This window comes from Lysobacter sp. DMC104 (assembly GCF_056313665.1).
Genome location: NZ_JBQUZW010000003.1, coordinates 138,676 through 163,661 on the forward strand (window position 1 = coordinate 138,676; position 24,986 = coordinate 163,661).

The following is a 24,986-nucleotide window of genomic DNA, read 5'->3' on the forward strand; positions in this document are numbered from 1 at the left end:
AGCCCGCTCTACCAAACAGGGATCACGGGGACAGCGCGGTGCGCTTCGGCTTCAGCAGCATCTCCAGCGCCTTGCCGGCAGCGGCGAAGGCGAACGCGCCGGTGATGTGGGTGGCGGCGCCGAGGCCCGCGCCGCAATCGAGCTTGAGCGCGGCATCCGCGCCGAGCTGCGGACGCAGGCCGCAGACGCTGCCGTCGGCCTGCGGATAGCGCACGTTCTCCAGCGAATAGATCGCGGGCACGCCGAAGTAGCGCTGCGCGTTCTTCGGGAAATTGAACTCCGCGCGCAGCTTCTTGCGGATCAGCGCGAGCATCGCGTCGTGCTCGGTGCGCGAGAGATCGCGCACGCGCACCAGCGTGGGATCGAGTCGTCCCCCGGCGGCACCGACGGTGACGATCGGCAGCTTTCGGCGGCGGCACCACGCGATGGCCTCGACCTTGGTGCGGAAGCTGTCGCAGGCGTCGATCACCAGATCGTGGCCGGTGCCCAGCAACGCTTCGAGATTCGACGGCGTCAGGAAACTCACGACGGTGTCGACCTCGACCGCCGGATTGATCGCGCGGCAGCGTTCGGCCATCGCCTCGGCCTTGCCGCGGCCGTACTGTCCTTCCAGCGCAGGCAATTGCCGGTTGGTGTTGGAGACGCAGAGGTCGTCGGCGTCGATCAGCACCAGGTGCCCCACGCCGCTGCGGGCCAGCGCTTCGACCACCCACGAACCGACGCCGCCCAGCCCGACCACGGCGACGCGGCTGCGCGCGAACGTCGCCAGCGCGCCGCGGCCGTAGAGCCGGTCAATGCCGGCGAAGCGATCGGTCCAGTCCGCGCCGAGGACGACGGAGGCAGGTATTTCGGAGCGGGTGTCGAGGGCGTCGGCAGTCATTGCGACAGTGTACCGGGCGGGCACGCGCGGACGGCCGTCGTGGTATGTTTTCGACATCCGTCACGGAGACGCCCATGTCGACCACGCCCGATCCGGCCAAGCCCACGTCCTCGGCCTTCAGCCGCTACTTCTTCGTTTTCCTGCTGGGCCTGGCCGTCGGCGCCGTCGCCGTCGTCATGCTGATGCGGACCTGGCAGCAGCGCCGCGACCACTTCCCGGAAAGCGTGATGTTCGTGCAGGAATGGCACATGAAGCAGCTCGGCGAGAAGGCCGCGGCCAACCGCTGCAACGCCACCGACATCATCCCGCACCTCAAGGGCCTGAGGACGATGGCCGACGACCTCGAACGCGCCTTCCCGGACGATGCCGACGACGAGCGCTTCACGAAGCAGGCCAGCGGCATGCGCGCCACGCTGGACGCCGCGCTGTCCTCGCCGCCGATCAACTGCGAAGGCGTGAACGCGGTCGCGGGCAAGATCGGGGAAAGCTGCAAGGGCTGCCACCAGGATTTCCGCTGACCCGGACGGCCGCCGCGCCCATCCGCGGCGCCCTCCCGCGACCTGTTGCACGGCAGCGTGCACGGCGGGCGCGAAGCCCCGTATGATCGGATTGCCCGCAGACCGCGGGCATTTTCCAATCCGGGGACACAAGGAATGAAGCTGAAAGCCATTGGTACGCTCGGCGCCACCACCGCGCTCGTCGCGGGCATCGCTGCCACGTTCGGTTCCACCGCCGCCACACCGGCCGTCCAGACCTCCAATCCGCTGCGCGTCGGCATGCTCTCGCTGGGCGACGGCATCGTCGAAGTCACCGTCACCAACACCAGCCGCAAGACCGTGCGCGTCCCGAAGTGGGAGCTGCCGTCGGTGATGGCCGAATCGAACCTCTTCGCGGTCAGCCGCGACGGCGTCGAAGTCCGCTACGAAGGCCGCATGGTCAAGCGCGGCCTGCCGACCGCCTCCGACTTCGTCATCCTGCAGCCCGGCCGTGCGCTCAAGACCACGGTCGACCTCGGCGCGGCCTACGACCTCTCGCAGGGCGGTGACTACACCGTCACCTTCGCCGCTCCGCTGCAACACGCCTCGCTGTCCGGCGGCACGATGCTGAAGCAGGCCAACGGCCAGCCGCTGCTGACGCAGAGCGCGCCGCTGCGCATCTGGGTGGACAACGGCCAGCAGACCCCGGCCCAGCGCATGGGCTTCTCGACCAAGGCCAAGCCGGTCCAGGGCGTGGTCGTCAACGGCGTGAACTACGTCGGTTGCACCAGCACCCAGCAGAGCGGCGCCGGTACCGCGGTGAGCTCGGCGCGCACCTACTCGGAGAATGCGAAGGGCTACCTCAACGCCGGCACCACCGGTGCCCGCTACACCACGTGGTTCGGCGCCTACACCTCCAGCCGCTACGCCACCGCGAAGCAGCACTATGTGGCGATCGACTCGGCCATCGACCAGAACGCCGGGCAGGTCACCATCAACTGCGGCTGCAGCCAGAACTACTACGCCTACGTCTATCCGACCCAGCCGTACCAGATCTACGTCTGCAAGGCGTTCTGGAGCGCGCCGAACACGGGCACCGACTCGCGCGCGGGCACGCTGATCCACGAGATGAGTCACTTCAACGTCGTCGCCGCCACGGACGACTGGGCCTACGGCCAGACGGCCGCGAAGAGCCTGGCGACCAGCAACCCGACGAAGGCGCTCGACAACGCCGACAACCACGAGTACTTCGCCGAGAACACCCCGGCGCAGAACTGATCGGCATTGCCTGTTGCACGGAAACGGCCCGCTTCGACGGGCCGTTTCCTTTTCCGTCGCGTGTCTGCCCGCGGTCCTCGTGCACGCCGGGGGTCACTTCCGGGTCATCCCCCGCCTTCGCCCGCGTGCCATGATGCGGCCGCCGCGGCCCTCCGTCCCCGCGGACCGGACATCCGATGGATCCGCAGATCGTGTTCTACGTGCTCGCCGCCGCCCTCGTCCTGCTGGGGCTGATCGGCGTGGTGCTCCCCGCCCTGCCCGGCCTGCCACTGGTCTACGCCGGCATGCTGCTGGCCGCCTGGACCGACGGTTTCGAGCGCATCGGCGTCTGGACGCTGGTCGCGCTCGGCGCGTTGACCGCGCTGTCGCTGGCGGTCGATCTCGCGGCCACCGCGATGGGCGCCAAGCGCGTCGGCGCCAGCCGCATGGCGTTGGCCGGCGCGGCCATCGGCACCGTGGTCGGCCTGTTCTTCAGCCTCGTCGGCGTGTTCGTCGCCCCCTTCATCGGCGCGGTGGTCGGCGAACTGATCCACCGCCGCGAACTCGCGAAGACCGACCTCGGCCACGCGACCAAGGTCGGCCTCGGCACCTGGATGGGCATCCTGTTCGGCGTGGTGCTGAAACTCGCGCTCGCCTTCGCCATGATCGGCCTGTTCCTGATCGCCTGGTTTTTCTGACCCAAGCACTTCCAACGCCGCCGCACGATGCAAAGCCCCGATCCGACCACCGCCGCCCTCACCGCCCTGCTCGCGCCCGCCAAGGCGGCGCCGGCGAGCAACGCGCCGCCCCCCCCCGAATGCACCTTCGACGGCCTGCACGACTGCGCGCGGGCGATGCTCGAATACGCCAACCATTCGCTGCTGCGCCTGATCGAACGCATCCCGCAGCTGGTGCTCGCCGTGCTGGTGGTGCTGTTCGCCACGTGGTTCTCGCGCTTCGTGAGCAAGCGCATGCACCTGCTGCACCTGCGCTCGAGCAACCCGTACATGGATGGCCTGGTGCGCACGATCGTGCGTACCGCGATCATGCTGGTCGCGATCCTGATCGCGCTCGACCTCGTCGGACTGACCTCGGTGGTCGGCGCGGTGCTGGGCTCCGCCGGCGTCGTCGGCCTGGTGCTGGGCTTCGCGTTCCGCGACATCGCCGAGAACTACATCGCCGGCATCCTGCTCAGCGTGCGCCGTCCGTTCGAGCCGGGCGACACCGTCAACATCGATGGCCGCGAAGGCAAGGTGATCTCGGTCAACTCGCGGGCGACGGTGCTGATGACCTTCGACGGCAACCACCTGCAGATCCCGAACAACCTCGTGTTCAAGTCGGTGATCCTCAACTACAGCCGCAATCCGAAGCGCCGCTTCGAGTTCACGATGACCATCGACGGCAGCCAGTCGATCCGCCAGTCGCAGACGCTGGCGATGGAGGCCATCGCCGGCATCGAGGGCGTGCTCGACGATCCCGCGCCGTCATGGCAGGTGGTCGAGAACGGCACCAACGGCATCGTGCTGCGCTTCCACGGCTGGATCGACCAACGCCAGAGCGATCTCGCCAAGACCCGCAGCGAAGCGATGCGCCACACCAAGGCTGCGTTCGCGCACGCAGGCATCCAGGCGCCGCGCACGGTGCACTACATCGCGCGACTGCGCGAGGAACACGCACCGGTGCCCGAGCCCGACCACAACGGCGGCACCGACACCTCGGTGAACCGCGAGATCGACGCCCAGGTCGCGGCGGCACGCGCCGACGCCACCGGCCAGAACCTGCTGCAACCCGACGGCCGGAAGCCGTGACCCCCGGAAGGAGCACCGCATGCGCCTGATCCGCACGTTCATCGTCGCCGTGATGATCTTCATGGCCGCCGCACCGTTCGCCTTCGTCGCCGCCGCGGTGCTGTCGCCGCTGTGGTCGTGGATCGAAGCCTCGACGGGACTGGAGTCGATGGGCCATTCGGGGCCGGCGACGTGGTGCTATCTCGCGACCTGGATCGCGCTGTCGGCACTGGGCCTGCTGGCATGGCAGGCCGCCCTCCGTGGCCGGTCCGCCGCTGCGCCGGTGGCCGCCGATCAGGCATCCCGCCCGGGACATTGATCGACCCTGCGGCGTGGAGGATCATGCCGCATCCCAGCGTTGCCCGGAGTTCGCGATGCGTCCGATCGTCCGCCTGTGGCCGGCCCTGCTTTGCGCCTGCGCTGCTGCCTCGACGGCAGCCTCGACGCCCGGGATCGACGCGACGGCCCGCGCGCGCCTCGTCGGGAACCATCGGCTGACCCTGCAGTGGATCGGCTGGGGCGACCTGGCCGGCGCCGGCCAGGTCGTCGTCGCCGCGCAGGGCAGTGGTCTGTCCCTGCATGGCGAACAGGCCGGCCACGACGACAACGCCGGCGACTATGTCCGCATCGACGGCCACATCGTCTCGGCCACGCGCGACGGCTTCACGTTCGAGGGCGAGATCCTCACCCGCGTCTCGCACATCGCCGGCGGCGCGGAATGCCGTCGCCACGGTACGTTCCATTTCGCGACCACGCTGGGCCGCAAGTACTGGCGCATGCAGGAAATGGACAACCCCTGCGATACCGCGACCGACTACGTCGACATCTATTTCCGCGGGATCTGATCGCGCAGACCGCGCTGGAGATCGGCGTCCACGCCAGAACCGCCGAGGCGTCCATCGCGGCCCAGCGTGAACACGACGAAGCCGTGGCCGTCGGCATCGGCACCGTAGAAAAGCGCGCGGCCCCACGGATCGAGCAACTGCCTCCGCGACAGGTACGGCCCCAGGCCGGGCCCGTCGGAAAGCGTGAGCGCATCGAGCGACGCAGGCCATTGCCCCGTATCCGCACGATACAGCGCGACGATCGAAGCGATGAGCTCAAGCTGGAAGCGCGCCAGCGACCATCGATCGTCATGGCTGTCGCGCATGACGCGCATGAGCATCAGGCCCGTGACGGCGACGCAGGCAAGCAGCAGGACGATCCACCGTTTTCGCATCCTGCTTCGAATCTCGCGCCACACGGCGAGTTCCCGGCCATGCAGGCGCTGTTCGCGCAAATCGCGACGCGACCACGCATCGCGCACGATGCATGCGCACGCCGGCGCGGGTTTCCGCGCGATTCACGCAGCCGCGCCTACGGTCGGCACATCGCGAGACAGGCTTCGCGATGCCCCCATCCGATCGCAGGAGTTCCGCATGAAAACGTCCCTGATCGCTTCGCTCGCCATCGCGTCGGCCCTGACCCTGTCGGCCTGCGCCAGCACGCCCTCGTCCGGCTACGCCTCGTCGCCCGCGCCGGCCTACGGCGATCCCTGCACCAGTTGCGGCACCGTGGTCCGCATCGACGAGGGCAAGGGCAGCCGCACGCCCAATGCCACCGGCGCCGTCGTCGGCGCGGTGATCGGCGGCCTCGCCGCCCGCGAGATCGCGCAGGACAACACCGACAGCAAGGGTCGCCAGAACACCGCGACCGTCGCCGGCGCCGCCGCAGGCGCGGCCATCGGCAACTCGGTCCAGAACAAGTACGGCAAGGGTTACGACATCACCGTGCGCATGCGTGACGGCCGCGAGGTCGTGGTGTCGCAGGACGACCTCGACGGCATCGCCGTGGGTGCGCGCGTGCAGGTCCGCGACGGCCGCGCGTTCCGCATCTGACCATCATCACCGGCACGGAAATGACGAAGGGAGCCGCGGCGACCGCGGCTCCCTTCGCATCTGCACCTGCCGAGGCCGCGATGGCTCAGGCGACGACCACCGGGATCTTGCCGATCTTCGCCTGCCATTCGCGCGGACCGGTCTGGTGCACCGACGTGCCCTGCGAATCGACGGCGACGGTGACCGGCATGTCCTTCACCTCGAACTCGTAGATCGCTTCCATGCCGAGGTCGGCGAAACCGACGACCTTCGCGGCCTTGATCGCCTTCGACACGAGATACGCGGCGCCGCCGACCGCCATCAGGTAGACCGACTGGTGCTTCCTGATCGCTTCGATCGCGACCGGACCGCGTTCGGCCTTGCCGACCATGCCCAGCAGGCCGGTCTGCGCCAGCACCTGCTCGGTGAACTTGTCCATGCGCGTTGCCGTGGTCGGACCGGCGGGGCCGACGACCTCGTCGCGCACCGGATCGACCGGGCCGACGTAGTAGATGAACTTGCCGCGCAGATCGACCGGCAGCGGCTCGCCCTTGTTCAACATGTCGACCATGCGCTTGTGCGCGGCATCGCGGCCGGTCAACAGCTTGCCGTTGAGCAGCAGCACTTCGCCCGGCTGCCACGAGGCGACATCGGCCTGCGTGACCGTGTCGAGATCGACACGACGCCCCTTCGAGGCGTCGTAGGTCAGCGTCGGCCAGTCGTCCAGCGACGGCGGTTCCAGCGTGGCCGGACCGCTGCCGTCCAGCGTGAAATGCGCGTGGCGGGTGGCGGCGCAGTTCGGGATCATCGCGACGGGCAGGTTCGCGGCGTGGGTCGGGTAATCCTTGATCTTCACGTCGAGCACCGTGGTCAGGCCGCCCAGGCCCTGCGCGCCGATGCCCAGTGCGTTGACCTTCTCGTGCAGCTCGATGCGCAGTTCCTCGGCGCGATTCGACGGACCGCGGGCGATGAGGTCCTGGATGTCGATCGGCTCCATCAGCGCTTCCTTCGCCAGCAGCATCGCCTTCTCGGCGGTGCCGCCGATGCCGATGCCGAGCATGCCCGGCGGACACCAGCCGGCGCCCATCGTCGGCACCGTCTTCAGCACCCAGTCGACGATCGAATCGGACGGGTTGAGCATCGCGAACTTCGACTTCGCCTCCGAACCGCCGCCCTTCGCGGCGACGGTGACGTGCACGGTGTTGCCCGGCACGATTTTCACGTTGACCACGCCGGGCGTGTTGTCCTTCGTGTTGGTGCGCTTGCCGGCGGGATCGGCCAGCACCGACGCGCGCAGCTTGTTGTCCGGGTCGTTGTAGGCACGGCGCACGCCTTCGTGGACCATGTCCTCGACGCCCATCGTGGCGTCGTCCCAGCGCACGTCCATGCCGATGTCGAGGAACACGGTGACGATGCCGGTGTCCTGACAGATCGGGCGGTGGCCCTCGGCGCACATGCGCGAGTTGATCAGGATCTGCGCCATCGCGTCTTTCGCCGCCGGCGACTGCTCGCGTTCGTACGCGGCGGCGAGGCCGCGGATGTAGTCGACCGGGTGGTAGTAGCTGATGTACTGCAGGGCGTCGGCGATCGACTGGATCAGGTCGTCCTGCCGGATCGACACCGGGCGACGTTCGGCGGGCATGGCGGAGGCGTGGGCTGCGGACACGGACGGGTCTTCGGGACGTGTGGGGCCGCGATTTTACCGTGCGCCATCGGCCCGGGTCCGCACTTGCGCCCCCCGACCATCGGCGGAGAATGCCTGCGGACTCCACTGACCGGGGAAGGCCATGTCGAAGAAACTGCTGTTCAGATTCGCGATGTTGCTGGCCATCCTCGTGGCCGGGGTGCTGATCCGCGCGGCGATGAAGCCGGACCAGTTCGCGGTCATGCGAAGGACCGTGATCGCGGCACCGCCGGAGAAGATCTACCCGCTGCTCCAGGACTTCCACCGCTGGCCCGAGTGGTCGCCCTGGGAGAAGCTGGACCCGGCGATGACGCGCACCTTCGGCGGGCCGCAGGCCGGCAAGGGCGCGACCTATGCCTGGCGTGGCAACAAGGATGTCGGCGAAGGTCGGATGGAGATCGTCGGTATCGAACCGCCGCAGGCACTCGACATCAAGCTCGACTTCATCGAACCCATCCGGGCCACCAACGCCACCCGCTTCGTGCTCCAGCATGCGCCATCCGGCGGGACCGAAGTCATCTGGATCATGCGCGGCCCGGCCGATTTCCCGACCAAGCTGATGGACACCGTGATCGGCATGGACCGGATGGTCGGCAAGGACTTCGAGGCCGGCCTGGCCAACCTGAAGGCCGCCGCCGAGCGCTGATCGCGCCCGCCGGTCTTCCCGACACGCCACGCACCGTTCGTCGCAGGCCGGTGATGGCGCCGGGTCAAACTGATCCGGATCAGAAAACCCGCGGTTGCTGCGGCGCAACATACCGGTATCCCACCCGGAGCCGCGCCATGAACGATGTCTCGCCCATCCCCGCCCCCGACAGCTTCCTGCCGTACGTGCTGGAGACCCTGTCGGACGGCCGTCAGGTGCTCGTCCGCCCGATGAATCCGGGCGATGCCGACGCCGAACGCGCCTTCATCACCGCGCTGTCGCCGCGCGCCCGCCGCTACCGCTTCCAGGAGCAGATCACCGAGCCGGACGAGGCGCTGGTGAACAAGCTGGTGAACGTCGACCACGTCAACGACGAAGCCTTCGTGGCCCTCTCCGGCGAAGGCGACGATGCCCGCATCGTCGGCGTGTCGCGATACGCCGTCGGCAACGACCCGTTGCAATGCGAGATCGCCGTGACCGTGCTCGACGACTGGCAGGGCCACGGCCTCGGCACGGCGCTGATGCAGCGGCTGATCGACGCCGCGCGCGAACGCGGCATCCGCCGCATGGTGTCGCTGGATTTCGCCGAGAACCTCGAGATGGCGCATCTCGCGCACCACCTCGGTTTCACCTCGGCGCCCGATCCGGACGATCGCACGCAGGTCGTGCACACGCTGGAGCTGTGATCGGGCCTGCGCAGCCCCCGCGCGGCGGCGCGCGGGGGTTTCTGAGCCGAATCAAATTCCCGCGGCGGCGCGCTCGTCTATAATTAGCTTCAGCTAATACTTCAGACCCCCAACGCATGGCCTCCCCCTACGGCACCGAAACCGTGCTGGACGTCCGTCACTGGACCGACGCCTACTTCAGTTTCACCACCACGCGCGACGACGGTTTCCGCTTCGACAACGGCCAGTTCGTGATGATCGGGCTGGAAGTGCCGCAGGAAGACGGCACGACCAAGCCACTGATGCGCGCCTACTCCATCGCCAGCGCCAACTGGGAGGAGGAACTGGAGTTCTTCAGCATCAAGGTGCAGAACGGGCCGCTGACCTCGCGGCTGCAGCACATCAAGCCGGGCGACACCATCCTCATCGGCCGCAAGCCCACCGGCACGCTGCTGATCTCCGACGTGCACCCGGGTCGGAACCTCTACCTGCTGTCCACCGGCACCGGTCTGGCGCCGTGGCTGGCGGTGATCAAGGACCCGGCCACGTACGAACGCTTCGAGAAGGTCATCGTCTGCCACGGCGTGCGCGGCGAGCCCGACCTCGCCTACCGCGACTACATCAGCCGCGGCCTGCAATGCCACGAGTACCTCGGCGAGGAGATCCGCAGCAAGCTGCTGTACTACCCGGCGGTGAGCCGCGAGGACTTCTACTGGCACGGCCGCCTGCAGCGCGGGCGGATCACCGACCTGCTCGACGCCGGCCGCGTCGCCTCGGACCTCGGCCTGCCGCCGCTGGACCCGGCCCACGACCGCGCGATGATCTGCGGCAGCCCGCAGATGCTGGCCGACTTCCGCGCCATGCTCGACCGCCGCGGCTTCACCGCCTCGCCGCGCATCGGCACCGCCGGCGAATACGTGTTCGAGCGGGCATTCGTCGAGAAGTAGGCGGGCGTCCGCGCATCCGCGGCGCCGCGCCGTCCGTATCACCGGCGTCATCCGACTCCGGACACCGCGATGCGCTTCGCCTTCCCCGCCTTCGTTCTGCTGCTGTCCCTGCTCGGCGCCGGTTGTGCGTCGATTCCCGCCGCCGATGGCCCGATCCCGACACGGTTGATCCCGGCGCCGGCCGCGCCGCCGCAGGCGCAGCGCCGCCTCGTGGTCGTGCTGCCCGGGCGCGCCGATGACCTGGCCGCACTCGGCCGCAGCGGCGTCGCCGAGGCGATCCAGCGGGTCTGGCCCGATGCCGACGTGCTGTTCACCGAACTGCGTCTGCCCGACTACCGCCGCGGCGACGTGCCCGAACGCCTCGAGGCGCAGGTCATGCAGCCGGCGCGGGCGCGCGGCTACCGCGAGTTCTGGCTCGGCGGCGCGTCGCTGGGCGGGCTGGGCACGCTGCTCTACGACCGCCGTTACCCGGGCCGGACCACCGGCCTGCTGCTGCTCGCACCTTATCTGGGCGATGGTGCGGTCCCGAAGAGCGTGACGGCGGCAGGCGGACTGCTGCGCTGGACGCCACCCGACGGTGAACCGGGCAACCTCGACGCATGGCAGCGGGACCTGTGGCAGCACCTGCAAGCGATCGCCCGCGATCCCGCGGCGGCACAGCGGGTGTGGCTCGCGTACGGCCGCCGCGACCGCCTGCGCGACACCATCGCCCTGTTCGCGCCGACGCTGCCGCCCGACCACGTGCTCACGCCCGAGGGCGGCCATGCCTGGCGGGTGTGGACGCCCGCGATGGAGACGCTGTTGCGCCGCATCGACGCAAGCCGCACCGCAATGCCGCCGCGCTGAGGCCGGCCTGTGCCGCGACCGTTCGCCCGCTTCAGGATTCGCCGTAGTGCAGCCAGATCCGCGCACGGGCCTCGTTGTCGAACACGCGGCAATCGTAACCATGCTCGCGGCCGAGGATCTCGCCCAGCTCCATGCGGCTGACGGCGGTGCCACGGGCATCGACGTAAGCCAGCCGGACCGTTTCCATCGCCTGTCCTTCGAGCGAAGCGAACAGCCGGCGCAGCTGCGCTTCGGGCGGCACCACGCCGAAGGTGTGGTCGAGCACCAGCACCCGGCGCACGCCGGTCGTGCGCGCCGCCTCGGCGATGCGCAGGAAGATCGCGATCAGGGCTTCGACCGCATCGATGCGACCGGTGACCGTCGCCACCAGCGCGCTGCTCTCGGTGGCGAGTGCCAGTTCGAAACCCGTCTCCCCGTGGCTCGGCCCTTGGCTCATGGCACGTGCGGCATCACCCCAGCGCGGCCTCGATGTCCTTCGCCAGCGACTCGGGCTTGTCGGTCGGCGCATAGCGCGCGATGACCCGCCCGTCGCGACCGATCAGGAACTTGCTGAAGTTCCACTTGATCGCGCCGATGCCGAGCAGACCGCTCTTCTGTTCCTTCAGCCAGTTCCACAGCGGATGCGCCTTGCCGCCGTTGACGTCGATCTTCGCGAACATCGGGAAATCGACGTCGTAGGTCAGCGAGCAGAAGTTGCGGATCTCGGCCTCGTCGCCCGGCTCCTGGTGCCCGAACTGGTCGCAGGGGAAGCCCAGGATCACCAGCCCGCGGTCGCGGTAGGTTTCCCACAGTTTCTGCAGGCCGGCGTACTGCGGCGTGAACCCGCACTTCGAGGCCACGTTGACCACCAGCAGCACCTTGCCGCGGTAGTCGGCGAGCGCCTGGTCGTGGCCATCGATGTCGACGGCGGAAAAGTCGTAGGCGGTCTGCATGCAGGACTCCGTGGAAAGTGACGAAGGGAAACGAAGGAAAGACGAATGAATCGGCAATCAGGGAGCGGCAGGCTGCGGCTTCACCGGCTCGGCGAACGGCGCGATGCCCAGCGCCCGGTCGATGTCCGCCGGGTAGTAGGCCTCGCCGTTCTTGATGACGAGCGCCACCTTGCGCACATCGGCGATGTTGGCGGTCGGGTCGCCGTCGAACAGCACGAGGTCGGCGCGCTTGCCGACCGCGATCGTGCCGCGATCGTTCAGCGTGCGCGAGTACTTCGCGCCGTTGAGCGTCGCGACCTGCAGCGCCTGCGCCGGGGTCATGCCGGCCTGCACGTACAGCGCCAGTTCGCGTTGCAGCGTGAAGCCCGGCGTGCCGTCGGTGCCGGCCACGATCGGCACGCCGGCACGATACATGCGGCCGACGAAATCGACCATCTTGTCGTACGACTTGTTGTAGCGCGCCGCAGTGGCGTCGTCGGGGATGTCGAACTCGGCGCTCTTGAGGCCGCGGCGCACGTCCGGCGGCATGTGCTCGGCGACGTCGGCGTACGCAGGGGAGAGTTCGCCGGCGCGCTGGCGGATGAAGTCGAACGCGGTCAGGGTCGGGTCGATCACGATCTGGTCGCGGGCCAGGCGCGCGACGAAGTCCTGCACCGGCTTCGCGTTGAAGTCCATGTCGGCCACGCTGCGCGCCGGCAGGTAGAAACGCTCCAGCGTGCGGGTATCGGTGTCGTCCTTCACCAGGAAGTTCAGCAGCACCTGGTTGATGTGCTGGATCTCGTCGTAGCCGACGTCGAGCGCGTCCTGCGCGCGCAGGAACACGGGGATGTGCCCGCTCACGCGCAGGTCGCGGCTGTGCGCGTAGGCGACGGTCTCGCGCAGGATCGCCTTCGGGAAGGAGTTGTAGATCTTGATCTGCGGATAGCCGTGGCCGGCGTACCAGTCGACGGCCTGCTTCGCGCCGTCGAGGTCGGAGATCACGAAACCGTTGCGCGCGGACATCGGGCTTTCGCCCTCGATGAAGCCGGCCGGCACGATCGATGGCGACAGCACCTTGCCCTCGCGTTCGTCGGCGATCAGCTGCTGCAGCGTCGCATTGTCGTTGCCCATGTCGCGCACGGTGGTCACGCCCGCCGCCAGGTGCAGGCCGCCCTGCCAGGCGCTGGTGTGGCCGTGCATGTCGAACAGCCCGGGCGTGAGCACGCGGCCGCCGGCATCGATCACCTGGTCGACGGTCGCGGTTTCCTGGTTCGCCCCCGAGATCGACACGATCCGGCCGTGCGCGATCAGCAGGTCGGACGCCGGGCCCAGCGTCGCCGTCTCGCTGTCGAAGACGCGCGCGTTGCGGATCAGCGTGGTGCCGCGCAGCGGGTGGGCCAGCGTGTCGCGCAGTTCGGTCAGCGCGTCGGCCTCGGCCTGCTTCTGGCGTTCCTCCAGCATCGCCGCATCGGCTTCGCGCCCTTCTTCGACCAGTTGCAGGTAGCCGGGCACGATCAGCGCGTAGAAGCGCGGCTGCGCATCGGCGGTGACCCACACGAACTGCGGGGTGAAGCCGACGCCGGTCACGCGCATCAGGCGCACCTTGCGATCGCCGGCGAGGGTGAGGTCGGCGACCGCGCGCGCGCCGAGCGTGCCGCCGGGGATCAGCGGCAGGCGATTGTCGCTGCGCGCCAGCAGCGCGGAGAGCACCTGCGCCCCGCTCTGCGGCGTGCCGCCGATCGGCCAGTACGCGGCGCCAGCGGCGGCGGGCTGCTCGCCCGAGTCCGAGGTCGATGTCCATGTCGCCTTGCCGTCCGCCACGCGGAACGATTCGTCCACCGGCGCACCGAACGTCGACGTGCCCTTGACCGCATAGGTGACGAACGTGCCGTCAGGTGCGAGGGTGTAGTCCTCCTTCAGCTCGGGCCCGCGGCCGTTGTCCTTGAAGAGGTAGTCGACGTGGACGCTGCCATCGTCGTTGCGCTGGACCACCTGGTGGCCGGCCGGCTTGCCGCCGTCGACCAGCACGGTATAGCGCAAGGTTTCGGCGGCATGGAGCGCGGGGGACAGCAGAAGCGATGCGAACAGCAGACAGCGGAAGGCGGGACGCAGCATGTCCTTCTCCTGGGAGCCGGAAGACGGCGGGTCGCTGCCCGCGGGATGTCCGGTCGAGTCTAGAGCGTGTCACGCACTTTTTCATGCGCCGCGTTGCGCCCCCGGGCCGCCGGGGCAAGGTCCGTGGCGCCGCCTTGGCCGGTGGGCAAGGCAAGCCGCGGGCCACCGCATCGGCGGCCCGGGGGCGCAACCCTTCGGGAAGCCCGTCCGCGGCGTATGAAAAAGTGCATGACACGCTCCAGCCGGTTCGCGCTGCCCCGGCGTGTGCCGGCCGGCGCACAATCGGGGCTTGACCCTGACGCGACGTGAGGCCGGAGCATCCGTCCTGCATCGACGCCGTCGAGCCCACCGGAGCCCACCCATGTCCGCCCGCGAACGCACCGTCGGCCAGGTCGCCGCCCTCGTCGGCCTGACCGTGCGTGCACTGCACCATTACGACGCGATCGGGCTGGTCTCGCCGACGTGCCGCAGCGCCGCCGGCTACCGCCTCTACGGCGAAGCCGACCTCCGGCGCCTGCAGCAGGTGCTGGTGCTGCGCGAGCTGGGCTTCGGGCTGGACGCCGTGCGCGACCTGCTGGACGCCCCCGTCGCACGCCGGCGCGAAGCCCTCCTCGCGCAGCGCGCGACGCTGGAACGCCAGCGCGCGCATGCGGACGCCGTGCTCGGCGCGATCGATGCGACCCTTCTCACCCTCGAAGCGAGCACACCCATGAACATCGATACCCTGTTCGAAGGCCACGACCAATTCCGCAACGGCGAATACGCGCAGGAAGCCGAACGCCGCTGGGGCGACACCGACGCGTGGAAGATCTCACGACAGCGCACCGCGCGTTACTCGAAGGACGACTGGGCGAAGATCCGCGCCGAGAGCGATGCGATCACCGACCAGCTGCTGGCGACGATGCAACAGGGCGACGCGGCCGACAGCGCACGCGCGATGGCATTGGCCGAATTGCACCGCGAGCACATCGACCGCTGGTTCTATCCGTGCAGCCACGCGATGCACGTGCAGGTCGCGGCCTTCTACACCGGCGACGAGCGCTTCCTCGCGCACTACGACGATCGCGCCGACGGCCTCGCCGCCTACGTGCAGGCCGCGGTGAACGCCAACGCGCAGGCACACGCGCACGACTGACATCGAAAACACGAGGCGACGCTGCGTTCGATTTACGCGCGGCGTTGCACTCTCGTGCATGTATACGTTTGCACGCCGTCATGCTGCAAAGCGATACGCACCAATAATCCTCTCCGGCCGGCATCACGCATCACACGCGTGATGCGCGGCGCGCGCGCACGGACGAACCACGTCTGGCGTCAGGCGTATCGGCGTTCACGGAGAGAAAACGATGAAACTGCACAGCGTTCCGGTCGCGTTCGCGATCGGCATGTTCGCGGCCTTCTGCGCCGTGCCCGGCGCGAACGCGGCGATCCCCGCTGCGCACGTCTACCACAACCACATGCCGAACTTCTGGCCGTTCTACGCGGTCAACGTCGGCCAGACCTACAACGCGACGGCGACCGGCGCACCGATCCGCTACCTCTACGACGGCGACGTGATCGCGCTGAAGAACAATCCACCGCCGGGCTACAGCTACTACCTGCCCGCGTCGCTCGGCGGCACGATCATGCCGCACGACGACCTGGTGACCTACTACGCGCACGACGCGAAGACCGGCGCGTACCAGTGGTGGCCGCAGCAGGTCGCGAACGAAGTGCGCAACTGGTCGGGCGCGAACGGGCAGATCCACGTGACGATGTCCGGCGCGGTGGTCAACAACGTCGACAGCCTCGAACGCCTGCAGAACGTCCCCGGGTACACGAACACCAACTGGGGCGCCTCGTGGCGCACCGCGTACGGCGGCCTGCCGACGACCAACGGCTACCGCACGCTCGATCTCATCCACTTCACCGGCCACCACAGCATGGGACCGCTGGTCGGGTCGGAGTACTTCCTCAAGGACCTGATCTACCAGAACGCGACGCTGGCGCAGCCGTATTTCCTCGGCGGCAACTTCCGTTCGTCGCGCGGCTATTTCCCGACCGAGCTCGGTTTCTCCGAACGCCTGATCCCGGTGCTCGCCAAGCTCGGCGTGCAGTGGTCGGTGATCGGCAACAACCACTTCTCGCGCACGCTGAAGGACTATCCGTACGCGACCTACGACGCCAACGGCGACACGCTGACCTCACCGCCGAACCGTGCCGACCTGCGCAACACCTCGACTTCCGGCAACTGGGTTGCCGCCGGCATGGCGCACGAGCAGCAGGTCGTGGTCAACAAGTTCCCGTTCGCATCGACGCCGCACTGGGTGCGCCACGTCGATCCGGCGACCGGTGAAGTGACGAAACTCGCCGGCATTCCCGTCAGCCAGAACGGCTCGTGGCTGGAAGGCTGGGAAGGCGCGGTCACCGTCGACGAATACGTGCCCTACACCGCGCTGGAGCCGCGCCAGTTCTTCGTCGTCGCGCACGACGGTGACAACTCCGGCGGCCGCGCCGGTTCGTTGCCGACGTGGCAGAACGGCTACGGCACCACCTGCGGCGGCAGCGGCTACTGCCTCGGCATCGACGAATACCTGCAGCGCTTCCCGATCCCCGCCGCCGACGTGCAGCACGTGCAGGACGGCTCGTGGATCGACACCCGCGATTCCTCGTCCGACCCGACGTGGTACCACTGGCATCTGCCGTTCGTGATCTGGAACGGCCAGTTCCCCGCGTTCAACGCCGCCACCGGCATGAACCTCTCGCCGAAGACCAACCTCAACGGCGTGGCCGAAGGCGCGACGGTGTCGTTCGAGTACGGCTGGCACTACCTGGAGCGCAACTTCGCGCTGCTGCAGGCCGCGCTGAACTACGCGAAGACCGCCGAGCAGATCTGGCTGGACGATCATCCGGCGTACTGGTCGCCGACCACGACGCTGGACCAGCAGATCGTACCGCCGGGCAACCAGCTCAATCCGTGGATGATGTCGTTCCCGGTGAAGGGCAACCCGGCCAGCGACTACGCCGGCGGCGCCAATCCGGCCGAGCTGGCGTGGTACTTCCTGCTGCCGTCGATGGACTCGGGCTTCGGCTATTACGACGAGAACAAGGACGACAACGTCAAGCCGACGCTCGCCTTCAACAACTCGCTGTACTTCTCGAAGCAGTACGTGCAGCCGAACGTCGCGAAGGATCGCACCGGGCCGTCGGTGTGGTGGCCGCAGCGCTATCCGTACAACCCGGGCTCGGTGAACGCGTCAAAGGCCGAAGGCTGGACGGTGCAGCACTACAACCACGAGTTCGCGGTCTACACCTACGCCTACGACGTCTCGGACATCGCCAGCATCCAGGTGAAGGTGCGCACGCACGCCTCGACCACCATCGACGGCAACGACGACACCTACAAGGTCTACGACCCGGCGGCGATGGTCGGCAAGCCCGGCCTGTCGATCACGCCGGCGAGCGTGAGCGCGTGGACCTCGTACCCGATGCAGGTGCGCGACCTCAAGCCGGTGATGAACGGCGTGTCGTGGATGCCGGTGACGCAGCAGACCATGCAGGTGCTGCCGGCGCAGGAGATCGGCAACCTCTACTACACCTACTTCAACCAGTACCGGAACCAGCTGCTCGACTACTACATCGAGGCCACCGACACGCGCGGCAACGTCACCCGCAGCGACATCCAGCAGGTCTACGTCGGCGCGGGCACCTACCGCAAGACGACCACCGGCTCGGGCTACGTCGAGGACACCACGGGCACCGTCGCCGGCGTGCGTCCGTTCCTCACGGTCGACACCACGCCGCCGGTGTTCCAGGGCAGCCTGACGTCGAGCGCCCTCACCGACCGTTCGGTGACGATCAGCTGGTCGCCGGCGACCGACAACGTGCGCGTCGCGGGGTACCAGATCTTCCGCAACGGCGTGCTGGTCGGCACCGGCAGCGGCACGCAGTTCGACGACAGTGGTCTGGCCGCCTCGACGAGCTACAGCTACCAGGTGCTGGCCTACGACGGCGCCGGCAACCAGTCCGCGCGCAGCACGGCGCTGGCGATCACGACGAAGGCGCCGGACACCACGCCGCCGTCGACGCCGGGCGCACCGGTCGCGGGTGCTACGACCGCGAGTTCGATCGCGCTGACGTGGACCGCCGCCACCGACAACTACGGTGTCGCCGGTTACCAGGTCTTCCGCAACGGCGCGCTCGCTGCCAGCGTCACCGGCACCAGTTACACCGACACCGGCCTGCAACCGTCGACGGCGTACAGCTACACGATCAAGGCGAAGGACGCCGCGGGCAACCTGTCGGCCGCGTCGGCCGCGACTTCGGCCAGCACCGCCGCGGGCAACGTGGCGACGGTGTATTACCGACCGGCCGCGGGCTGGACTACGGTCAACCTGCACTACTCGCCCACCGGCGGCACCTGGACCACGGTGCCCGGCGTCGCGATGAGCGTCGCGTGTACCGGCTGGTATCGCTACACCGCGAACCTCGGCAGCGCGACCGGTCTCGCCGCGACGTTCAACAACGGCAGCGGCACCTGGGACAACAACGGCGGCCGCAACTACGCGCTGGGCGCCGGCTTGTCGGTGGTGCAGAACGGCGCCGTCAGCACCGGCACCGATCCCTGCGCGGCCGACACGCAGGCACCGACCACGCCCACCGGCCTCACCGGCAACGCGATCGACGCCAACTCGGTCGCGCTGGGCTGGGTGGCCTCGACCGACAACGTCGGCGTCGCCGGCTATCGCGTGTTCCGGAATGGCACCCAGATCGCGGACGTGACCACCGGCACCGGCCACGTCGACAACGGCGTGCTGCCGTCGACCGCGTACAGCTACACCGTGCGCGCCTACGACGCCGCGGGCAATCTCTCCGCCGCGAGCACCGCCGTCTCGGTCACCACGCCGGCGCGCGCGGACACGCAGGCGCCGACCGTGCCCGCGGGGCTCAATGCGCAGAACCTGACCTCGACCGCGCTCACGCTGGCGTGGACGGCGTCCACCGACAACGTCGGCGTGTCGTCGTACCTCGTGTTCCGCAACGGCACGCAGATCGGCACCACCGCCGCGGCCAGCTATGCCGACAGCGGACTGATGCCGGGCACCGCCTACAGCTACACCGTGAAGGCGCAGGACGCCGTGGGCAATGTGTCGGCCGCCAGCACCGCGCTGTCGGTCACCACGCCGCCGCTGGTGAACAACACCGCGACCGTGTACTACAAGCCGTCGGCGACGTGGACCACGACCTACATCCACTACGCGCCGAACGGCGGCAGCTGGACCGCGGTGCCGGGCGTGACCATGAGCGCGGCCTGCACCGGCTGGGTGGTGAAGACGCTGAACCTCGGCGCCGCCACCGGCGCGCAGGTCACGTTCAACAACGGCAGCGGGACGTGGGACAGCCGCAACGGCGCGAACTACCCGGTCGGCACCGGCCTGGCGGCGATCTCCGCGGGTGTGATCACCACCACCGATCCCTGCCTCAACGACGACGCGACCGCGCCGTCGGTGCCGGGCGGGCTGGCGGCCTCGGGCGTGACCGCGACCTCGGCGACGATCGGCTGGACCGCGTCCACCGACAACGTCGGCGTCGCGGGCTACCGCGTGTTCCGCAACGGCAACCAGATCGGCACCACCGCGTCGACCAGCTTCACCGACACCGGGCTGTCGGCGTCCACCGCGTATGCGTACACCGTGCGCGCCTACGACGCGGCCGGCAACGTGTCGGCGAGCAGCGCCACGCTCAACGTCACCACCACGACACCCAGCACCTGCACGGTCAGCTTCACCATCGCCAACGCGAACACGACCTTCGGCCAGAACCTCTACGTCGTCGGCAACGTCGCGGCGCTGGGCGCATGGTCGCCGGGCGCGGGCTTCGCGCTGACCATCCAGGGCAGCGGCGCGAACGTGCCGTGGACCGGCACGGTGAACCTGCCGGCCGGCGCGGCGATCCAGTACAAGTACGTGAAGTGGAACGGCAGCACCGCGACCTGGGAAAGCAACCAGGCCACGACCTCGGGCAACCGCGAGTTCACCCTGCCCGCGAACTGCACCGGCACCACCACGCGCAACGACGGCAGCTTCAAGTTCTGAGGCCGCAAGTTCCGGGACGAACACGAAACATCACCTGAAACGCAGAACGCCGGACGGTCTCCCGTCCGGCGTTCTCGTTTGCATCGGGCAACGGTGTCGATCGGACGCTCCGATCGACGCACGCGCATCAGAACCGCGCCTTGAACTCCACGCCCCAGGTGCTCGGCTCGTTGAGGAAGCCGGTGAGGTTGTTGAAGTCGATGCCGCCGACGACCACGGTCTCGTCGGTGATGTTGCGGCCGAACAGCGCCACGTCGTAGTCGCCGTTGTTCCAGGCATAGCCCAGGCGCAGGCCACCTTCCAGCAACGACTTGCCGGTGAACTCGGTCGACTCGTACAGGAAGAAGTTCACCTGGCCGCGGTAGGCCCAGTCGGTGTAGGCGTAGAACTCGCCGGCGCCGACCGGCAGGCCGTAGCGCGCCGTCAGGTTGTAGACGTTGCGCGGGGCCTGCGGCAGCGGGTTGCCGTCGATGTGGTACGTGCCCGGCACGCTGCCGGCCGGATCGGTCACGGTGCAACCGCCGCCGCAGCCGAACACGGTCAGGTTCTTGTCCTGGATCTCGGTGTCGTTGAAGCTGGCGCCGAGGGTGACGAACAGGTGGTCGGTCAGCCACACCTGCGCATCGAGTTCCGCGCCCTGGCCGATGGTCTTGTCGGCGTTGACGAGGCGCGCGATGTTGGTCGCACCGCCGACCGCGGTCAGCTGCTGGTCGTCGACGGCGTAGCGGTACAGCGCGAAACCCAGGCGCAGGCGGTTGTCCCACAGCTGCGCCTTCACGCCGCCTTCCCACGACAGCACGGTCTCGGTGTCGGCGACGGTCACCAGCTCGCTGGACGGCAGCGCCGCGTTGGCGAACATCAGGCGGCCCTGCACGCTCGGCGCGCGGAAGCCCTTGGCGACGCGGCCGTAGAGGTTGATCTGGTCGTTGAGCTTGTAGACGGCGCTGAGGTCCCAGCTGACGTCGTTGTCGTTCGGGTGCACGGTGATCGGCGCGATCGCCGGGCCGAACGGACCGACCACGCGCTCGGCAGTGAAGTCCTTGCGGTCGTCGGTGTAGCGCACGCCGCCGCGCAGCTTCAGGCGGTCGGTGGCGTCGAAGTCGCCCGAGGCGAACACCGCCCACGCGGTGTTGTCCTGGTGCTGGCGGGCGTAGCCGTTCTCCGCGCCGCCGAAGCCGTCGTAGGAGAAGCTGTCGACGTCGATCTTCTCGTCGAACCAGAACAGGCCGGCCTGCCAGTCGAAGCGGCCCCACTCGTTCGATTCGACGCGGAATTCCTGGCTGTACTGGCGGTGGTTGGGCAGGCCGTCGGCCGATTCGGCCGGGAACAGCGCCACGCCCGGCGCGCCGGTCGGGAAGCTGTAGACCGAGCCGCCGTCGATGTCGCCGCGGCTGTAGGCGTCGACGCTCTCGTAGCCGGTGATCGAGTACAGGCTGACGCGGCCGAGGTCCCAGCGCATGCGCAGGTTGCCGCCGAGCTGGTCGAGGTTCTGCTCGTTGCGGCCGTCGATCGACACGCGGTCGCGGCTGAAGCCGTCGACCAGGTCGTTGGTGCCGGGCTTGATGATGCCGGCGCGGAACAGTCGCGCGGTGCCGTCGAGCTTGCGCGAATGCACGTTGAGCAGCGCCTCGAAGCCGTCGTTCGGCTTGATCAGCAGCTGGCCGCGCGCGGCGGTCTCGCGGTAGCCCTCGAGGTCGTCGCCGGCGCCGTTGAAGGTGTTGTCGACGTAGTCGTCGCGGCGCTGGTGCAGCACCGACACGCGGGCCGAGACCTTGTCGGTCAGCGGGCCGGTGACCGCGCCTTCCAGGTTGAAGGTGCCGTAGCTGCCGTAGGACACGCGGCCGTAGCCGCCGAAGGTCTCCTCGGGGCGGGCCGATTCGAACTTCAGCACGCCGGCCGGGGTGTTGCGGCCGAACAGCGTGCCCTGCGGGCCGCGGTCCATTTCGATCTGGTCGAGATCGAACATCGGGAAGCCCTTGAGGATCGGGTTCTCCTGGACCACACCGTCGTACACCAGCGACACCGGCTGCGAGGCGTTGAGGTCGAAGTCGGTGTTGCCCAGGCCGCGGATGTAGAAGCGCGGGAAGGCGCGGCCGAACGAGGACTCGATGTTCAGGCTCGGCAGGCGGCCCGACAGCAGGCGGATGTCGTCGCCGCTGGTGGTAAGGGCTTCCAGCTTCTCGCGATCGACGGTGGTGATCGCCACCGGCACGTCCTGGATGTTCTCGGTACGCCGCTGGGCGGTGACGGTGATGGCGTCGAGCTCGGGCGCGTCGGCCTTGGCGGCCGGGGCGGCGTCCTGGGCCATCGCCGGGAGGGCGAAGCCGATGGCGACGGCGAGGCCACCGAGACGCAGGGCGCGGCGGGAGCGGAAGGAGGGGGTCATGGGCGATCCTGGGGAGAGGGATGGAGGCGCGACCGGGCGGGCCGACCGCCGGGCCGGGCCATACCGCACCGCATCGCGCGGCGGATTGTAAACAATTCGTGATATGGGCCGTCACCGCGCCCCATCGCCGCTCCCGGCCATGGCTTTCGTCACGGGCCCCGGGCAAGGGTCGTGGGCTACTCTGGGGGGTGCTTTTCCGCCCCTTCGCACCGCCGAGGACCGTCCGAATGAATCGCCCGATCGCCTGCGCCCTGGCGCTGGCCCTCTCCGCCGCCATGCTGTCCGGCTGCGACAAGCCCGCCGAACCCAAGCCCGCCACCGACAAGGCCGCCATGCCCGCCGACGCCGCCCACGAGAATCCCTTCTTCTCCGAAAGCCCCCTGCCGCTGCACTACCCGCAGTTCGACAAGATCAAGGACACCGACTTCGCGCCGGCCTTCGATCGCGGCATGGCCGACCAGGTGAAGGAGATCCAGGCGATCGCCGACAGCACCGAGGAGCCGACCTTCGACAACACCATCCTGGCGATGGAGCGTTCGGGCCAGCTCCTGGGCCGCGCCGCCAAGGTCTTCGGCAACCTCACCAGCGCCAACACCAACGACGCGCTGGACAAGCTGGACGAGGAATACTCGCCCAAGTTCGCCGCGCACTACGACGGCATCTACCTCAACCCGAAGCTGTTCCAGCGCGTGCAGGCGCTGTACGACAAGCGCGAGAGCCTGGGCCTCGACCCGCAGGGCGTGCGCCTGATCGAGCGCTACTACACCGACTTCGTCCGCGCCGGCGCCAAGCTGGACGACAAGCAGAAGGAGCGGGTGAAGGCGATCAACGCCGAGCTGGCCACCCTCGCCACCAAGTACAACCAGAACGTGCTCGACGAAGTGAACGACTCGGCCATCGTGGTCGACTCGCGCGACGAGCTGAAGGGCCTGTCCGACGACCAGATCGCGCCGCTGGCCGAAGCCGCCGAGAAGAAGGGCCTCAAGGGCAAGTTCCTGATCGCGCTGCTCAACACCACGATCCAGCCGATCACCACGCAGATGGAGAACCGCGCGCTGCGCGAGCGCATCTACAAGGCCTCGATGGCCCGCGGCAGCCGCGGCAACCAGTGGGACAACACCGACATCGTCTCGAAGGTCGCCAGGCTGCGCGCCGAACGCGCCGCGATCATGGGCTATCCGAACTACGCGGCGTTCGCCGTGGCCGAGGAAACCGCCAAGACGCCGGACGCGATCAACAAGATGATGGCCCAGCTGGCGCCGCCGGCCGTCGCCAACGCGAAGAAGGAAGCCGCCGAACTGCAGGCCATGATCGACGCCGAGCAGAAGGCCAAGGGCGAGCCGACCTTCGCCGTCGAGCCGTGGGACTGGCTGTACTACAGCGAGAAGGTGCGCAAGGCGAAGTACGACTTCGACGAAGCCCAGCTCAAGCCGTACCTGGAGATGGACAACGTCCTCAACAACGGCGTGTTCTTCGCCGCCGAGAAGCTGTACGGCCTGAAGTTCAAGCGCCGCACCGACCTGCCGACCTACCAGGAAGACGTGCGCGTCTACGACGTCTTCAACGAGGACGGCTCGCAGCTGGCGATCGTGATCGTCGACCCGTACGCGCGTTCGTCCAAGCGCGGTGGCGCGTGGATGAGCTCCTACGTCGACCAGTCCGAACTGCTGGACCAGAAGCCGGTCGTCGCACTGCACCTCAACGTGACCAAGCCGGCCGCGGGCAAGCCGGCGCTGATGACCTGGGACGACGTCAACACCTCGTTCCACGAGTTCGGCCACGTGCTGCACGGCATGTTCTCGAACGTGAAGTACCCGTACTTCAGCGGCACCAACGTGCCGCGCGACTTCGTCGAGTACCCGTCGCAGGTCAACGAGATGTGGGCGACCTGGCCCGAGGTGCTGGCCAACTACGCCAAGCACTACCAGACGGGTGAAGCCATGCCGCAGGCGCTGCTGGACAAGGTGCTGGCCGCCGACCAGTTCAACCAGGGCTACAAGACCACCGAGTACCTCGGCGCGGCGATGCTGGACCAGCGCTGGCACCAGGTGCCGGCCGACCAGCTGCCCGATGCCAAGGGCGTGATGGCCTACGAGGCGAAGGCGCTCAAGGACATCGGCGTGGACTACGCCCCGGTGCCGCCGCGTTACCGCACCCCGTACTTCAGCCACATCATGGGCGGCTACGCGGCCGGCTACTACGCCTACATCTGGTCGGAAGTGCTGGACGCCGACAGCGTCGAGTGGATGAAGCAGCACGGCGGCCTCACCCGCAAGAACGGCGACCACTTCCGCGACACGCTGCTCAGCCGCGGCGGTTCGAAGGACGCGATGGTGCTGTTCCACGACTTCTCCGGTCGTGATCCGTACATCCAGCCGCTGCTGGAGCGTCGCGGCCTGACCGGCAAGTAAGCGCCCTCCCCGCTGCACCCGACACCGCCCGGCTCGCCCGGGCGG

General features: G+C 68.6%; 21 protein-coding genes. 14 read left to right on the plus strand and 7 right to left on the minus strand.

The window, feature by feature from the left end:
• Positions 1–22: 22 nt before the first annotated feature.
• Complete coding sequence (locus ACT53R_RS05560) at positions 23–880, minus strand: tRNA threonylcarbamoyladenosine dehydratase (RefSeq protein ID WP_476170853.1); 858 nt, start codon at positions 878–880, stop codon at positions 23–25.
• A gap of 74 nt (positions 881–954) precedes the next feature.
• Here ACT53R_RS05560 and ACT53R_RS05565 point away from each other — a divergent pair, with 74 nt between their 5' ends.
• The 6 genes from ACT53R_RS05565 (at position 955) to ACT53R_RS05590 (ending at position 5,245) form a co-directional block, all read left to right on the plus strand.
• Positions 955–1,398, plus strand: coding sequence for a hypothetical protein (locus ACT53R_RS05565; RefSeq protein ID WP_476170854.1), 444 nt, complete (start codon positions 955–957; stop codon positions 1,396–1,398).
• Between the two features lie 135 nt (positions 1,399–1,533).
• The gene (locus tag ACT53R_RS05570; RefSeq protein ID WP_476170855.1) at positions 1,534–2,634 is read left to right on the plus strand and encodes a M35 family metalloendopeptidase; all 1,101 of its coding nucleotides are present in this window, start codon (positions 1,534–1,536) and stop codon (positions 2,632–2,634) included.
• A 176-nt stretch (positions 2,635–2,810) separates the two neighbouring features.
• Positions 2,811–3,311 (plus strand): DUF456 domain-containing protein, encoded by a 501-nt coding sequence (locus tag ACT53R_RS05575; protein ID WP_476170856.1) that lies wholly within the window; start codon positions 2,811–2,813, stop codon positions 3,309–3,311.
• A 27-nt stretch (positions 3,312–3,338) separates the two neighbouring features.
• Complete coding sequence (locus tag ACT53R_RS05580) at positions 3,339–4,421, plus strand: mechanosensitive ion channel family protein (protein ID WP_476170857.1); 1,083 nt, start codon at positions 3,339–3,341, stop codon at positions 4,419–4,421.
• A 19-nt stretch (positions 4,422–4,440) separates the two neighbouring features.
• Entirely contained in the window at positions 4,441–4,719 is a 279-nt protein-coding gene (locus ACT53R_RS05585) for a hypothetical protein (RefSeq protein WP_476170858.1), read from the plus strand.
• Between the two features lie 55 nt (positions 4,720–4,774).
• Complete coding sequence (locus tag ACT53R_RS05590; protein ID WP_476170859.1) at positions 4,775–5,245, plus strand: hypothetical protein; 471 nt, start codon at positions 4,775–4,777, stop codon at positions 5,243–5,245.
• Here ACT53R_RS05590 and ACT53R_RS05595 read toward each other — a convergent pair.
• The gene (locus tag ACT53R_RS05595; RefSeq protein WP_476170860.1) at positions 5,227–5,706 is read right to left on the minus strand and encodes a type II secretion system protein GspG; all 480 of its coding nucleotides are present in this window, start codon (positions 5,704–5,706) and stop codon (positions 5,227–5,229) included. The two genes, ACT53R_RS05590 and ACT53R_RS05595, sit on opposite strands and share 19 nt — an antisense overlap.
• Positions 5,707–5,818: 112 nt before the next feature.
• Here ACT53R_RS05595 and ACT53R_RS05600 point away from each other — a divergent pair, with 112 nt between their 5' ends.
• Positions 5,819–6,277: an outer membrane lipoprotein gene (locus tag ACT53R_RS05600; protein ID WP_476170861.1), complete on the plus strand. Its 459-nt coding sequence runs from the start codon at positions 5,819–5,821 to the stop codon at positions 6,275–6,277.
• A gap of 85 nt (positions 6,278–6,362) precedes the next feature.
• Here ACT53R_RS05600 and ACT53R_RS05605 read toward each other — a convergent pair whose 3' ends face one another.
• Complete coding sequence (locus ACT53R_RS05605; protein WP_476171120.1) at positions 6,363–7,898, minus strand: fumarate hydratase; 1,536 nt, start codon at positions 7,896–7,898, stop codon at positions 6,363–6,365.
• A gap of 145 nt (positions 7,899–8,043) precedes the next feature.
• Here ACT53R_RS05605 and ACT53R_RS05610 point away from each other — a divergent pair, with 145 nt between their 5' ends.
• The 4 genes from ACT53R_RS05610 to ACT53R_RS05625 all read left to right on the plus strand — a co-directional run bounded on the left by ACT53R_RS05610 (position 8,044) and on the right by ACT53R_RS05625 (position 11,044).
• Positions 8,044–8,586 carry an SRPBCC family protein gene (locus ACT53R_RS05610; RefSeq protein WP_476170862.1) on the plus strand — a complete coding sequence of 181 codons (543 nt, stop codon included), beginning with the start codon at positions 8,044–8,046 and terminating at the stop codon, positions 8,584–8,586.
• Between the two features lie 137 nt (positions 8,587–8,723).
• Positions 8,724–9,272 carry an N-acetyltransferase family protein gene (locus tag ACT53R_RS05615; RefSeq protein WP_476170863.1) on the plus strand — a complete coding sequence of 183 codons (549 nt, stop codon included), beginning with the start codon at positions 8,724–8,726 and terminating at the stop codon, positions 9,270–9,272.
• A gap of 116 nt (positions 9,273–9,388) precedes the next feature.
• The gene (locus tag ACT53R_RS05620) at positions 9,389–10,198 is read left to right on the plus strand and encodes a ferredoxin--NADP reductase (protein ID WP_476170864.1); all 810 of its coding nucleotides are present in this window, start codon (positions 9,389–9,391) and stop codon (positions 10,196–10,198) included.
• Between the two features lie 69 nt (positions 10,199–10,267).
• Positions 10,268–11,044 carry an alpha/beta hydrolase gene (locus tag ACT53R_RS05625; RefSeq protein ID WP_476170865.1) on the plus strand — a complete coding sequence of 259 codons (777 nt, stop codon included), beginning with the start codon at positions 10,268–10,270 and terminating at the stop codon, positions 11,042–11,044.
• 31 nt (positions 11,045–11,075) lie between these two features.
• Here the strand turns inward: ACT53R_RS05625 and ACT53R_RS05630 are convergent, their stop codons facing one another.
• Genes ACT53R_RS05630 through ACT53R_RS05640 form a run of 3 tightly spaced genes read right to left on the minus strand, consistent with a single transcriptional unit; the run spans position 11,076 to position 14,070 of the window.
• Positions 11,076–11,480, minus strand: a complete 405-nt coding sequence (locus tag ACT53R_RS05630; protein ID WP_476170866.1) for a GAF domain-containing protein — start codon at positions 11,478–11,480, stop codon at positions 11,076–11,078.
• 13 nt (positions 11,481–11,493) lie between these two features.
• Complete coding sequence (locus ACT53R_RS05635) at positions 11,494–11,976, minus strand: glutathione peroxidase (protein ID WP_476170867.1); 483 nt, start codon at positions 11,974–11,976, stop codon at positions 11,494–11,496.
• Between the two features lie 57 nt (positions 11,977–12,033).
• Complete coding sequence (locus ACT53R_RS05640; RefSeq protein ID WP_476170868.1) at positions 12,034–14,070, minus strand: amidohydrolase family protein; 2,037 nt, start codon at positions 14,068–14,070, stop codon at positions 12,034–12,036.
• A 361-nt stretch (positions 14,071–14,431) separates the two neighbouring features.
• On the opposite strand from ACT53R_RS05640, the gene ACT53R_RS05645 reads away from it, so the two are divergent.
• Together ACT53R_RS05645 and ACT53R_RS05650 are read left to right on the plus strand one after the other, a co-directional pair.
• Entirely contained in the window at positions 14,432–15,205 is a 774-nt protein-coding gene (locus ACT53R_RS05645; RefSeq protein ID WP_476170869.1) for a MerR family transcriptional regulator, read from the plus strand.
• A gap of 211 nt (positions 15,206–15,416) precedes the next feature.
• Complete coding sequence (locus ACT53R_RS05650) at positions 15,417–20,144, plus strand: carbohydrate binding domain-containing protein (RefSeq protein ID WP_476170870.1); 4,728 nt, start codon at positions 15,417–15,419, stop codon at positions 20,142–20,144.
• Positions 20,145–20,271: 127 nt separating this feature from the next.
• On the opposite strand, the gene ACT53R_RS05655 is transcribed toward ACT53R_RS05650, so the two are convergent.
• The gene (locus ACT53R_RS05655) at positions 20,272–22,530 is read right to left on the minus strand and encodes a TonB-dependent receptor (RefSeq protein WP_476170871.1); all 2,259 of its coding nucleotides are present in this window, start codon (positions 22,528–22,530) and stop codon (positions 20,272–20,274) included.
• 227 nt (positions 22,531–22,757) lie between these two features.
• On the opposite strand from ACT53R_RS05655, the gene ACT53R_RS05660 reads away from it, so the two are divergent.
• Positions 22,758–24,941 (plus strand): M3 family metallopeptidase, encoded by a 2,184-nt coding sequence (locus tag ACT53R_RS05660; protein ID WP_476170872.1) that lies wholly within the window; start codon positions 22,758–22,760, stop codon positions 24,939–24,941.
• Positions 24,942–24,986 lie beyond the last annotated feature (45 nt).

What these genes read in the sequence shown, in the direction of transcription:
- ACT53R_RS05560 (WP_476170853.1), bottom strand. Translation starts at nt 880, where the DNA reads ATGACTGCCGACGCCCTCGACACCCGCTCCGAAATACCTGCCTCCGTC.
- ACT53R_RS05565 (WP_476170854.1), top strand. Translation starts at nt 955, where the DNA reads ATGTCGACCACGCCCGATCCGGCCAAGCCCACGTCCTCGGCCTTCAGC.
- ACT53R_RS05570 (WP_476170855.1), top strand. Translation starts at nt 1,534, where the DNA reads ATGAAGCTGAAAGCCATTGGTACGCTCGGCGCCACCACCGCGCTCGTC.
- ACT53R_RS05575 (WP_476170856.1), top strand. Translation starts at nt 2,811, where the DNA reads ATGGATCCGCAGATCGTGTTCTACGTGCTCGCCGCCGCCCTCGTCCTG.
- ACT53R_RS05580 (WP_476170857.1), top strand. Translation starts at nt 3,339, where the DNA reads ATGCAAAGCCCCGATCCGACCACCGCCGCCCTCACCGCCCTGCTCGCG.
- ACT53R_RS05585 (WP_476170858.1), top strand. Translation starts at nt 4,441, where the DNA reads ATGCGCCTGATCCGCACGTTCATCGTCGCCGTGATGATCTTCATGGCC.
- ACT53R_RS05590 (WP_476170859.1), top strand. Translation starts at nt 4,775, where the DNA reads ATGCGTCCGATCGTCCGCCTGTGGCCGGCCCTGCTTTGCGCCTGCGCT.
- ACT53R_RS05600 (WP_476170861.1), top strand. Translation starts at nt 5,819, where the DNA reads ATGAAAACGTCCCTGATCGCTTCGCTCGCCATCGCGTCGGCCCTGACC.
- ACT53R_RS05605 (WP_476171120.1), bottom strand. Translation starts at nt 7,898, where the DNA reads ATGCCCGCCGAACGTCGCCCGGTGTCGATCCGGCAGGACGACCTGATC.
- ACT53R_RS05610 (WP_476170862.1), top strand. Translation starts at nt 8,044, where the DNA reads ATGTCGAAGAAACTGCTGTTCAGATTCGCGATGTTGCTGGCCATCCTC.
- ACT53R_RS05615 (WP_476170863.1), top strand. Translation starts at nt 8,724, where the DNA reads ATGAACGATGTCTCGCCCATCCCCGCCCCCGACAGCTTCCTGCCGTAC.
- ACT53R_RS05620 (WP_476170864.1), top strand. Translation starts at nt 9,389, where the DNA reads ATGGCCTCCCCCTACGGCACCGAAACCGTGCTGGACGTCCGTCACTGG.
- ACT53R_RS05625 (WP_476170865.1), top strand. Translation starts at nt 10,268, where the DNA reads ATGCGCTTCGCCTTCCCCGCCTTCGTTCTGCTGCTGTCCCTGCTCGGC.
- ACT53R_RS05630 (WP_476170866.1), bottom strand. Translation starts at nt 11,480, where the DNA reads ATGAGCCAAGGGCCGAGCCACGGGGAGACGGGTTTCGAACTGGCACTC.
- ACT53R_RS05635 (WP_476170867.1), bottom strand. Translation starts at nt 11,976, where the DNA reads ATGCAGACCGCCTACGACTTTTCCGCCGTCGACATCGATGGCCACGAC.
- ACT53R_RS05640 (WP_476170868.1), bottom strand. Translation starts at nt 14,070, where the DNA reads ATGCTGCGTCCCGCCTTCCGCTGTCTGCTGTTCGCATCGCTTCTGCTG.
- ACT53R_RS05645 (WP_476170869.1), top strand. Translation starts at nt 14,432, where the DNA reads ATGTCCGCCCGCGAACGCACCGTCGGCCAGGTCGCCGCCCTCGTCGGC.
- ACT53R_RS05650 (WP_476170870.1), top strand. Translation starts at nt 15,417, where the DNA reads ATGAAACTGCACAGCGTTCCGGTCGCGTTCGCGATCGGCATGTTCGCG.
- ACT53R_RS05655 (WP_476170871.1), bottom strand. Translation starts at nt 22,530, where the DNA reads ATGACCCCCTCCTTCCGCTCCCGCCGCGCCCTGCGTCTCGGTGGCCTC.
- ACT53R_RS05660 (WP_476170872.1), top strand. Translation starts at nt 22,758, where the DNA reads ATGAATCGCCCGATCGCCTGCGCCCTGGCGCTGGCCCTCTCCGCCGCC.